7 protein-coding genes are annotated in these 12,873 nt (G+C 47.7%); 5 read left to right on the top strand and 2 right to left on the bottom strand.

Translation table 11 applies throughout. The features are described 5' to 3' along the window. Nucleotides 1–84: 84 nt before the first annotated feature. On the bottom strand, nucleotides 85–2,379 hold the full coding sequence (feoB, locus tag N5E87_RS13630; RefSeq protein WP_086902556.1) for a Fe(2+) transporter permease subunit FeoB: 2,295 nt from the start codon (nucleotides 2,377–2,379) through the stop codon (nucleotides 85–87). Next, entirely contained in the window at nucleotides 2,372–2,611 is a 240-nt protein-coding gene (locus N5E87_RS13635) for a FeoA family protein (protein WP_011623257.1), read from the bottom strand. The genes feoB and N5E87_RS13635 overlap by 8 nt, the downstream gene beginning before the upstream one ends. Nucleotides 2,612–3,037: 426 nt before the next feature. Between N5E87_RS13635 and N5E87_RS13640 the strand changes: the two genes are divergently transcribed. The 5 genes from N5E87_RS13640 (at nucleotide 3,038) to N5E87_RS13660 (ending at nucleotide 12,838) form a co-directional block, all read left to right on the top strand. After that, nucleotides 3,038–4,003, top strand: a complete 966-nt coding sequence (locus N5E87_RS13640) for a DmsE family decaheme c-type cytochrome (protein ID WP_086902555.1) — start codon at nucleotides 3,038–3,040, stop codon at nucleotides 4,001–4,003. Between the two features lie 13 nt (nucleotides 4,004–4,016). Beyond that, a complete protein-coding gene (locus N5E87_RS13645; RefSeq protein ID WP_086902554.1) occupies nucleotides 4,017–6,155 on the top strand; it encodes an MtrB/PioB family decaheme-associated outer membrane protein in 2,139 nt (712 codons plus the stop codon). Nucleotides 6,156–6,190: 35 nt separating this feature from the next. Beyond that, nucleotides 6,191–8,110, top strand: coding sequence for an OmcA/MtrC family decaheme c-type cytochrome (locus N5E87_RS13650; RefSeq protein ID WP_279769136.1), 1,920 nt, complete (start codon nucleotides 6,191–6,193; stop codon nucleotides 8,108–8,110). 246 nt (nucleotides 8,111–8,356) lie between these two features. Continuing rightward, entirely contained in the window at nucleotides 8,357–10,552 is a 2,196-nt protein-coding gene (locus tag N5E87_RS13655; protein WP_086902552.1) for an OmcA/MtrC family decaheme c-type cytochrome, read from the top strand. Nucleotides 10,553–10,885: 333 nt separating this feature from the next. After that, nucleotides 10,886–12,838 carry an OmcA/MtrC family decaheme c-type cytochrome gene (locus N5E87_RS13660; protein WP_086902550.1) on the top strand — a complete coding sequence of 651 codons (1,953 nt, stop codon included), beginning with the start codon at nucleotides 10,886–10,888 and terminating at the stop codon, nucleotides 12,836–12,838. The last annotated feature ends 35 nt before the right edge of the window (nucleotides 12,839–12,873 follow it).

Below are 12,873 nucleotides of genomic sequence, written 5' to 3' on the forward strand. Positions count from 1 at the left end.
GGCATGGATAGTAAAACAATAAAAGCAGCCATGAAAGCTGCTTTTATCTTTGTCATTAATAAGCTGACATTTATTACTCAGCGGTTACTCGGTAATGATCCTAACGCCAGGAATGATCTGTTGGGTTCTGCGGCCCTTACGTTTGAGCCACAGGTAGAACACCACGAGCGCTCCGAGGAAGAAACCAATCCACAAACTCGATTGCAGTGGATGTGCACCAAAGGTTGCCGCTTGGTAAGCAATGGTTGCACTGCCGTAGGCCAGTGAGAATGTCCAAGTGGCAGCAAAGGTTGCCCAGCGAGTACCAAACTCATTCACTAAGGCGCCCATCGCGGCGACACAGGGAGTATAGAGTAAGATAAACAGCAAGTAAGAGAATGCGGCCACTTTAGTGGTAAAGCCTGACTGTAAGGCGCTAAAGGTAGAGGTTTCCACACCTTGCGACTCTGCTGCCACGTTAGTATTAGAAATATCACCCACTGATAACTTAAGCGGGTCTTCTAAATCCAAGCCAAACAGGTTAGCTGGAATCGTCGCCAGCGCTTCGCTGAAACTATCCGCTAATGGCGTTAATTCTGCATCTTCATGGGCAACATTGGCATACAAGCTATTCAGTGTACCCACTACCGCTTCTTTAGCGAAAATACCCGTGATAATACCCACAGTCGCAGGCCAGTTATCTTGCTCAATCCCCATAGGTGCAAAGATAGGTGTCACCTTTTGACTCGCCACACTTAAGAGTGACGCTTGGCTATCTTCATGGCCAAATGTACCGTCGACCCCAATCGCATTGATAAAGTTAAGCAGGGTTACCACAAGCACGATGGTTTTACCCGCTCCTAAGATAAAGCTCTTAGTTCGCTTACCAGTACGGACCATCACAGCCTTCAATTTTGGCATTTCATAACTTGGCAGCTCCATCACCACCGCACTGCTTGTGCCAGGTAATAAGGTGCTACGCAATAATAATCCTGTACCAATCGCCGCAAAAATCCCAATCACATACAGTAAAAACACCAAGTTTTGACCAGAGTCAGGGAAGAACGCCGCCGCAAATAACGCATACACAGGTAAACGTGCACCACAGGACATAAAGGGCGCCATCATACCTGTCACGATACGCTCACGCTCACTACCTAAGGTACGTGTCGCCATAATCGCTGGCACCGAACAACCAAAGCCAACAATCATAGGCACGAACGCTTTACCCGGTAGACCAATACGGCGCATTAAGCCATCCACCACGAAGGCCGCACGGGCCATATAGCCTGAGCTTTCAAGGATAGATAAACCGAGAAATAGCGCTGCGATAACCGGAATAAAAGTAGAAACGGTTTGAATACCTTGACCGACACCACCCGCGAGAATCGTCACCAACCATGCTGGCGCGCCCATATTGCCAAGGAATGCACCAAAATGATCGACCAGTAATGCCCCGACAAACACATCGAAGAAATCGATAAACGCACTACCGATGTTAATGCTGAACATAAACATCAGATACATGACAAATAAGAACACCGGAATGCCAAGCACGGGATGCAATACTAATTTATCGAGTTTATCGCTCAGCGTGAGGAAACCATCGGTCTTAACGGAACCTTGGAACACACGTTCAACAAAGTTAAAACGCGTCGTAGCGACCATCACTTCGATGTCATGCCCTTGCTGCGCAATTTGCTCGGTGCAAGTGCTGACTTCATCCTGTAGCTCGGCATTTTTGCAGCTGCCACAACCAGAACCGTTACCCAGCATCGCTAAAGCGCGGCCACGGCTTAAGTTGGGGTCTTTACTGCAAAGGAGTTGCACGCCCGCTTCAATTTGCTCGTCGTAATCGAGTAGCAGAGGCGCTTCGGATACGCGGCCTTGGAGTAAATCCAAAACCTGCGCTTGCACTTTAGCCACATCGGCAGGATCGCGAGAGCACACCCCAATAACAGGGCAACCTAACTCTTGGCTCATTTTCTTTAAATCGACACGGATCCCACGCTTAATAGCCGCATCGATTTTATTCAATACCACCACCATAGGGATCGACAGCTCACGTAGTTGTGCCGTCAAATAAAGGTGGCGCTCGATATTGGTCGCATCAACTAAGTTGATAATGCCATCGACACGTTGTTCGGCGAGGTATTGCTGAGCAATCTGCTCATCGAGGGAACAATCACAACTATTACCCGCGGGGAGTAAATCGTAAATACCGGGTAAGTCGGTTAAGTAAACGTCGGCACCATTAAGGGTAAAATGACCGGTTTTTTTCTCAACGGTCACACCGGACCAGTTGCCCACTTGCTGATTCGCGCCGGTTAGCGCGTTAAAGAGTGTTGATTTTCCCGCGTTTGGGTTACCAACAGTGACGCAATGAAACTGCTTAGTCATTCGCCTTTTCCACCTCTATGATGTCTGCCAGGTCTCTGCGCATACAAAGCTTACTGCCACGAATATCCAACTCTAAACCAGAGCCCATAGGCGCTCTGCGGATCAACGAAAATCGTGTATTTGGGGTGATGCCCATGGATAATAATTTACGCTTCACTGTCTGCGGCAGATCTAAACGCCCGATTTCAGAAATAATGCCACGGTCACCGGGACTGAGTTCGCTTAACTTCATTACCTATTTCACCTTGTAACAGCTTCAGCTTGAAAAACTGCGCCCATTGTAACTGAGCGATGGCTCTAATAACTTTACCTAGATCAAGCTTTATGACTGGTAACGATAATAGTTTTCAATTGTGTTGAGTATTATGTGACAAAAATCTCAATGAATAAACGCCTGACCAAAAATAAAAATCCCCATAAAGGCACATCACTCTTCGCAAGTTAGAGTAAAAGTCAATGAGCTGTAAACGAGTGCCTCACAAACCAAAGTGAGAACAAGATCACACTTTGTTATTTATCACTAACAAAATCATCCTTCTTTACTGTCAATGACCACAAAAATGTTACGCGATTGTCGCAAATTTGTTCTAGTATTAATCAGCTAAATTAGTGATGTCGAAAGCTTGAAAAATAACAAATAAAACGCACTCGGGAATAGATGAACATGGATATTGGGTTTAAGTTCAAAAGCATAACTCAGGTTATGCTTGTTGTGATGTTATCGATACTCAGCCTTTCAACGTTAGCGACACCTTGGGATGACAAGCCGCCCGAGGAGGTCGTCGCGACTTTGGACAAAAAATTTGCCGAAGGTAAGTACTCGGCCAAAGGGGCTGACACTTGCCTGATGTGCCATAAGAAAAGTGCCACTGTGATGGCCATTTTTGATGGTGTACATGGTAATCCTAATGTCAAAGATTCCCCTATGGCCGACTTACAGTGTGAGGCTTGCCACGGCCCGCTCGGTAATCATAACAAGGGGGGCAAAGAGCCGATGATCACCTTCGGCCAGAATTCCCCCGTTCCCGCGCAAAAACAAAACAGTGTCTGCATGAGTTGCCATAACGATGATCAACGCATCGCGTGGAAAGGCAATCACCATGACAATGCTGATATTCCCTGCAGTAGCTGCCACCAAGTACACGTAGCAAAAGACCCTATCAGCGACAAAGCCAACGAAGTGGCGATTTGTACCCAATGCCATACCCAGCAAAAAGCGGATATGCACAAACGCTCATCCCATCCATTGCAATGGCAACAAATGGTCTGTAGCGATTGCCACAATCCCCATGGCAGTTTAAATGATGCCAGTCTGAAGCAAATGAGCGTCAACGAAAACTGTTACAGCTGCCACGCCGAAAAACGCGGTCCTAAATTGTGGGAACATGCGCCAGTCACCGATAATTGCGCGAACTGTCATAACCCCCACGGCAGCGTCAACGAATCCATGCTTATCAGCAAACCGCCACAGTTATGCCAACAGTGCCACGCCTCCGATGGCCACAGCAGTAATGCTTACTTTGGTAATCAAACCAATGCCTTCACCTCGGGTAATTCCTGTATGAATTGCCATGGACAAGTGCATGGTTCAAACCATCCATCCGGCAAGTTGCTCCAGAGATAACAAGGGAATGATCATGCAAATAATGAACATATCGACTCCTAAAGCTTGTTTCTCACTCACATTACTGGCTTGGGCGATTAGTGGCGTACTCAACACAGCCCATGCTGAGGGATATGAAATCCAAAAAGCAAATCGCAGTGGCGTAAAAAGTGAGGCATGGAGCTGCAAGCAATGCCAGCCCAAAACAGGGCGCCAAGGTAACGTCAGCGCCACCCTCGCCTACAATGACGGTGAAGACAGCCGTTTTGGTAATCGCACTGGCACGGATAAAGATGGCATGGTCGGTGCCGTGGGCGCCGATATGCAATATCAGGCAGAGAGTGGTTACCAAACTCGGCTAGAGGCCGATAAATTGGGATTTGACACAGGTTCAGCCAAGCTCACCACAGGCCAACCCGGGCACTATCAAATCCAATTGGGTTATAAAGGTCTCGCCAATTACCAATATAATCAGCTAAAGAGCCCTTATCTCACCGATAACGATAAGATGCTCTTGCCTGATAATTGGGTAGAGGGAGCAACAACCCAATCCATGCCGCTACTGCAATCGAGTTTAATCGAGCAGGACTTAAGCATTACGCGGGATAGATTCAACCTCGGCGGTTACTATGCTGGCCATATTTCATCGAGCAGCCGCTACAAAGCCTCGGTAAACTACCAACATGAAAACCGTAGCGGCGCGAAAAAAACCAGCGCAAATATTCTCACTAACAGTGTGATGTTGGCGCAGCCAATCGATGACAGCACAGATGAAATCGATGCCAGAGTCTATTTTGGCGGCGCAGGCTGGCAAGCGGGCATAAACAGCCAGATAAGCCAATACAAGAATGATCATCAGGGACTGCTATGGCAATCGGCCTATACACCCACATTTGGTGCGGCCTACTTTGGGCAAAATGCCGTCGACCCAGATAACAAGGCCTATCGGATCGCAGCCGAGGCCAGTGGTGGCCAAAATGGCCATAACATCCTTATGCACGCGGGTATCAGCAAAATGTCGCAGGATGAGGCTTTTCTTCCCGCGACCATTAATGGCCCCTCCCCTGTACTGCCAACTGATAATCTGGATGCCCAAGTGGACATCCTAGATATGGTGCTTAAGTATTCAGGACGCATCACACAGGATTTGAGTGTTCAAGCAAGTTATAACTATCAAGACAGGGAAAACAAAACGGCTCAACTGGATTTCCCGCAGGTTGTGACCGACAGCTTTCATCAAGGCACAGAACAAAATCGCCTCTACGATAAACGCAGCAAACAATTCGACCTTAAAGGAAAATACCGCTTAACCCCGTCTGCCTATGCTGAGGCGGGATATAGTCGTGATGAAGTCATCTATTCTGAACTAGACAGGCAATCCGTTGACGAATCGGGGCTGTTTGCCAAACTCAGCTACCGTTATTCGCCCGCTTGGTCAGCTTGGTTAAAAGGAGAAGCATTAGACCGCAATGGCAGTGAATACAATCCAGTGACCAGCACCCAAAGTCCAAGCAACCCTTGGCTACGTAAATCCTACCTCGCGGACAGGAAACGTCAAAAAATCACCCTACACACAGATTATCAAAGTGATATCGGCTTATCTGTAGGCGCGAGTTTACACAGCATCGACGATGACTATGACCACACCTTGGTCGGGCTCACCCAAGTCTCTTATCTTGGCTATGACGTATCCACACAATATTTGATTAGCGATAATTTAAGTGTTAACGCCTATCTCAACCAAGACTGGCGCGATTCCGATCAGGCCGGAAGCAATCGTTTCTCAACCCCAGATTGGTACAGCACCTCTGAAGAGAAATCAACCCTGATTGGCGCGGGTATCGCCTATCAAAACCTGTTGGATAATCGTTTAGATCTTGGCTTGGATTACAGCTACTCCGATGGACAAAGCGACACCGAAGTCACCTACGGTATCAACAGTCCCTACGGCGACTATTACAGTCGCAAGCACAATATTAACGCCTACGCCAAATATAAGCTGGCCGACAGTATGTCGCTACGCTTCGATTGGTTGTTCGAGAAATATCAAGATGCAAACTGGCAAAACCAAAACACCACTTGGGACACAGTCCCCAATGTGCTCAGTTTTGGCGATATCAGCCACGACTACAATGCTCATTACTTAGGTTTGACCTTAAGCTACCAAATGTAACTTAGGCATTGACAGCGTATTCCAAGGATAGAAATATGAACAAGTTTGCAAGATTTAGCACACAATTCAGTCTGTTGCTGGCCTTAACCACCCTACTTACCGCCTGTGGTGGCAGTGACGGTAACGATGGCTCACCCGGTGAGCCAGGTAAACCACCCGCGATGACGATCACTAGCCTAAACATCATGGTCGATAAAGTCGCCGTGACCGACGGCATCGCTCAAGTCGATTATCAGGTGAGCAACCAAGACGATGAAGCCGTAGTCGGTATTCCCTCGGCAACCTTCATTGCGGCGCAATTACTGCCTCAGGGCGCGACAGGTGCGGGTAATAGCAGTGAGTGGCAACATTTTACCTCTGAAACGTGCGCAGCTTCTTGCCCTGGCACGTTTGTCGACCATAAAAACGGCCATTACAGCTATCGTTTTAGTGCCACATTTAACGGCATGAATGGTGTGAGCTTCCTTAACGATGCAACCCAACGAATCGTCATTAAACTCGGCGGAGATGCATTAGCCGATGGCACCGCGCTCCCCATTACCAATCAACACTACGATTGGCAAACCTCGGGCAATACCCTCGCTTACACTCGTAACTTAATCACTATTGAAACCTGTAATAGCTGTCACAGTAATTTGGCTTTCCATGGTGGACGTTACAACCAAGTTGAAACTTGCGTAACTTGTCATAACAGTAAAAAAGTCAGTGATCCTGCAGATATTTTCCCGCAAATGATCCACAGCAAACACTTAGCGGGTTTCCCTCAATCCATCAGTAATTGCCAGACTTGCCACGTTGATAATCCTGATTTAGCCGAAGCTCAAAACTGGCATAGAGTCCCCACCATGGAAGCCTGTGGTGCCTGCCATACCCAAATTAACTTCCCTGCGGGCCAAGGTCATCCTGCACAAGCAGATAACAGCAATTGTGTTGCCTGCCATAATGCCGATTGGACCGCCAGCGTACACGGTAATAAAGATCAAACAGCCGCGTTAGCCCAGTTTAGTCCGAGCATCAGTAGCGCAAGCATGGATGCCAATGGCACAGTGACAGTTGCCGTGACGCTGAGCAATCCATCCACTGGTACTGTATACAGTGATAGCGCAGATAAGCTCAAATTTATCAGCGACCTAAGGGTCTATGCTAACTGGGGAACCAGTTTCGATTACAGTACTCGCTCCGCGCGTTCAATTCGTCTACCCGAGTCCACACCAGTCTCTGGCAGCAACGGCACTTACACTTATACCATTTCGGGTCTCACGATTCCGGCAGGAACTGAATCGGACCACGGCGGCTTAGCGATTCAAGGTCGAGTTTGCGCCAAAGATAAAGTATTAGTGGATTGCAGCACTGAACTTGCCGAAGTTCTGGTTATCAAGGCAAGCCATAGTTACTTTGACATGTCAGCCTTAAGTGCCACCGGCAGACGCGAGGTCATTAGCAATGCCAACTGTGCTAGCTGCCACGGCGATCAACAACTGAATATTCATGGGGCACGCAACGATTTAGCGGGCCAATGCCAGCTATGCCACAACCCGAATATGCAGGCCGATGCGACAGCGGCAAATCCCTCCATTACCTCCTTTGACTTTAAGCAGTTAATTCATGGGATCCATACCAGCCAATTTGCAGGTTTTGAAGACCTCAACTACCCAGGCAAAATCGGTAATTGTGCTCAATGCCATATCAAAGATGCTGCGGGAGTTTCAACGGCTGCCCTCCCCTTAAACGCGGCAGTTCAACCACTTGCACTGAACAACGGTACCTTTACCAGCCCAATAGCTGCGGTGTGCAGTAACTGTCACTCAAGTGATACCACCCGCAACCATATGATGCAGCAAGGCGCGGTATTTGCGGGAACAAAAGCCGACGCCACCGCAGTCACAGAAACCTGTGCTTTCTGCCACGGACAAGGCGCTGTCGCCGACGTTTTAAAAGTGCACCCTATTAAATAACCCTATGATGCAGGCCGAAAAGGCCTGCTACTGCAAATATAAAAGGAACTCATACTATGCAGTCATCTACCCCTAAAGAAATAGTCAGATCTCAATCACATTACCCGCTTAAAGTGACTGATAAATACCAATGACTTAGTTAGCCTTACAGGTGGGATCTAATTCCACACATTAAATGCGGTTAATGAGATTTATTCTTATTTGCTAAGCGCTTAATGATGATTAAAACTATTGCAGGGAAATATCATGATGAAACGGTTCAATTTCAATACCGCAACAAAAGCGATGTTGGGTGCCGGTTTACTTTCACTTCTTCTCACTGGTTGCGGTGGCAGTGATGGTAAAGATGGTGAAGACGGTAAACCAGGCGTTGTTGGTGTTAATATCGACGCAACCTCAACGTTAAAAGCGAAATTCACAAATGCCACTGTTGATGCTGGCAAAGTCACCGTTGATTTTACATTGGAAAATGCCAATGGTGTGGCCGTACTCGGCTTAACGAAAGATCACGATTTACGATTCGGTATTGCTCAGCTCACCCATGTGACTGAAGCAACGGACGATCCAGCTAAACCAGCGGATCGCGGCTATCAATGGCAAGCCTATATCAATGCCAAAAAAGAGCCAGGCACTGTTCCATCAGGTGTCGATAACCTAAATCCATCGGCCCAATACCAAGCCAACGTGGAAGCGGCAAATAAATGCGACACTTGCTTAGTTGACCACGGTGACGGTAGCTATAGCTACACCTATCAGGCCAACATTGCCAATGTAACTGAGCCACTCACAGTCACTTACAGTGCCGATGCGACTCAACGCGCCACAATGGAGCTGGATTTACCACAGGTTGTGGCCAACGCCCATTTCGATTGGCAACCGTCTACAGGCAAAACTGAAGGCATTCAAACCCGCAATGTGGTTTCTATTCAAGCCTGTTACACCTGTCACCAACCAGAAAGCTTAGAGCTGCATGGTGGTCGTCGTATTGATCTTGAAAACTGTGCCTCTTGCCACACTGCAACTTCTGGCGACCCAGAATCAGGCAATAGCATTGAATTCACTTACATGATCCACGCTATCCACAAAGGTGGTGAGCGTCATACCTTCGATGAGACAGGCGCAGAAGTTCCAGCACCTTATAAGATTGTCGGTTACGGTGGTTCGTTACACGACTACGGTAAAGTGACTTTCCCATTAAAACCTGCCGCGGACTGTTCAGCATGTCACGTTGAAGGTGCGGGAGCGCCTGCGAATGCTGACCTCTTCAAAGCCGATTTAAGCAATCAAGCTTGTATTGGTTGTCATACCGAAAAACCATCTTCTCACCACAGCAGCACTAATTGTATGTCTTGCCACAATGCCACCGAGCCTTACGGCGGTACTGGCAGCGCGGCTAAGCGCCATGGTGATGTACTGAAAGCCTATTCTGATACTCAAGCAATGGGCATCAAGTTCAGCAATGTGGGTGTGAATGACACAGGTAAGATTACCTTTGATGTTCAAGTGGTTGATAAAGATGGCAACGCTATCGATAAAACATTTGTAAACCAAGGCTCACGCGTAGTTGTGGCATGGGATTCTGATAAAGATTACCCAAGCTATGCTGATGCCTCTTACAGCAACCGTCGTATCGCACTGAGCGATGGCACTTACAACGAAGCGACCAAAACCTACACGTTAACTGGCACTAAGTTCAACCTGCCAGCGGACGCTAACGGTAAAACCTTTGAACTCTGGTCAGCATTAGAAGTGTGTTTCAATAATGGTGGTTACGGTGTTGCCGAGGTAGTTCTAACTAACTGTGCAGACGATACCGTACGTAAAGTGCCAGTGAAAGAAGCCCCATACCACTTTGTCTGGAAAGACAATGGTGTAGATAGCGCAGCGTCTCCAGCTAGCCGTCGTCCTATTGTTGACACTTCAAATTGTCAAGGCTGTCACAATCAGCAAGTTCTGCATTACGATAACGGCGTGAACTGCCAGACTTGTCATACCCCAGACAAAGCACTTAAAGAGACGGTTCGAAATTCAGGTAAGTTCGATCAAGCAACCAGCTTTGCCTGGAAAGCCCATGAAGCAGAAGGTCACTATCTGAAATATGCTGGCGTTCAATCAGGCACTGTTCTTAAGAGCGATTGTGCAACTTGCCACGTCGAAAAAAGCGGTGTCGTCACAGGCATTGAACTTGGCCGAGCTCCCAAGCGTACATGGATTTATCCAAACTCAGCAACCTATGATAAAGCGGGTGTTTGGGTATCTTCAGATGCGGGTGCATGTTTAAGCTGTCACCAGAAGTATCTCTCTGATGCGGCTAAGTCTCACATTGAAGCTAACGGCGGTATCTTAGATGGAGTCGATGCTGCGGATGTTCAAACCCGTGCGTCTGAAGGCTGTGCAACTTGCCATACTCCTACTCAATTAATGAAAGCTCACGGTAACTAAATAAACCACCTCTTTAGCGATTAAAGAGACTGGACAAAAAGAGAGAGGTAACCCCTCTCTCTTTTTTTATTTTCCTCCTCACTATCCGTCGTTTTTTTGATCTAAATTTGTTTTTCCCCTGTGGTTTAACTACCTCTTTAGAAATAGAAAGATCCAAGTCACACATTAGCAAAGGCCTTGAAGATTTTAGGGGCATGTTAGGTTAGCCTTTCCTTGGGGAATTCTATTTCCAGCATCCACTTAAGTCGCCTTCGAGACCAAAGCACAGACAAAGAATCTGTCGGGCGAAGAAGATAAGCGCTTAAGTAATGCCAAACCTATGCAGGGAAAAAAATGATGAACGCACAAAAATCAAAAATCGCACTGCTGCTCGCAGCAAGTGCTGTCACTGTGGCCTTAACTGGCTGTGGTGGAAGTGATGGTAACGATGGTAAACCCGGTGAACCTGGTGGCGAGCCAGCTCCAGCCATTCAAAAACTCAATTTTACATTCAACAAATCAGTAGTGACTAACGGTGTCCCAAGTGTGGAATTCACCGTCACTAACGAAGACGATTTACCCGTTGTTGGTCTGCAGAAAATGCGCTTTGCTGCAGCTCAGTTGATTCCACAGGGTGCAACAGGTGCCGGTAATGCCTCTCAGTGGCAATACTTCGGTGATGAGACCTGTGATGTGGCATCTACCTGTCCCGGTACCTTCGTGGACATGAAGAACGGCCACTACAGCTACACCTTCAAGATGAACCTCAGCGCCAACGCTAAGATCACCTACAACGATCAGTTAGCGCAACGTGTTCTGATCCGCGCTTACAACACGCCATTACCAGATGGCACACAAGTCCCTAATAGCAACGCTTATGTTGATTTTACCGCTGACACAGGTGCAACACCGGGTTACAGCCGCAAAGTCGTCGCCACAGAAAGCTGTAATGCTTGTCACCAAGACTTAGCCAATGTGAAACACGGCGGCGCTTACTCAGATGTGAACTACTGCGCGACTTGCCACACTTCAGGCAAAGTGGGTGTAGGTAAAGAATTTAACGTGTTAGTCCACGCTAAACATAAAGACCTCACCTTAGGTTCGTTAGAAAGCTGCCAAAGCTGTCACGTTGAAACCGAAGCCGCACCGGATTGGGGCAACTGGTCACGTATTCCAACCGCCGCAACCTGTGGTAGCTGCCATACTGCCGTTGATTTTGCCGCAGGCAAAGGCCACTCTCAGCAGTTAGATAACTCTAACTGTATCGCTTGTCACAACAGCAATTGGACCGCCGAGTTACACACAGGCAAAACCGCTGAGAAGAAAGCTATCATGGCTCAGTTAGGTATGTCTGCAACACTCGCTGGTCAAGAAGACAATACTGCGGTATTAACCGTATCTATCTTAGATAAAGACGGTAATGCCATCGATGCAGCAAGCGTACAAGATAAGATCAAACGTTTAGAAACGATCACTAACGTCGGTCCTAACTTCCCAATCATGGGCTACAACAAGAGCCCAGGTAGCGGTGCTGCGAAGATAGCCAAAGACCTCGTTAAAGATGGTGCACTGCAAGATGGTGTGACCTTAGTTGACGGTAAACTGGTATTCACCACCCCTGCACTGCCATTTGGTGCTGGCGATACTGATACCGCCTTTACCTTTATCGGTCTGGAAATGTGTAACACTGGCACCACGCTGACGGCTTGTACTGCTGATAGCACAACCACCAGCATGAAAGCCGACTTAGTCTTCGGTACTAAATCAGGTAATGCACCTAGCATGCGCCATGTGAACTCAGTGAACTTCAGCACTTGTCAAAACTGTCACAGTGATACCTTCGAGCTACACAAAGGTCACCACTCAGGCTTTGTGATGACAGAACAAGTTTCACATGCCAAAGACGCAAGCGGTAAGCCAATTGTCGGTGTGGATGCCTGTGTGGCCTGTCATACCCCTGATGGTACCTATGCAAGCGGTGCAAACAAAGGTGGTTTCGAAATGAAACTGCACGTAGTTCACGGTGAGCAAGGCGTTATCAAAGAATGTACTCAGTGCCACAACGACTTCAACTTAGACGCGTTCAAAGTGAAGGGTGCACTGGCCACATCTGCCGGTAAATACACCACCCCAATCACAGCAACTTGTACTTCATGCCACGCGCCAGAATCTATTGGCCACGGCTTAGAAAATATGGGTGCGATTGTGAACGGTGATTATGTTCAAGCCAACCAAGCGGCACAGTCAGAAACCTGTTTCTACTGCCATACCCCAACAGTTGCAGATCACACTCAAGTGAAAATGTAATTTGCCCAAGCAGGGGGAGTTCGCTCCCCCTTTCT

Origin of the sequence: Shewanella sp. GD03713 (assembly GCF_029843705.1) — a bacterium.
GTDB lineage: Bacteria > Pseudomonadota > Gammaproteobacteria > Enterobacterales > Shewanellaceae > Shewanella.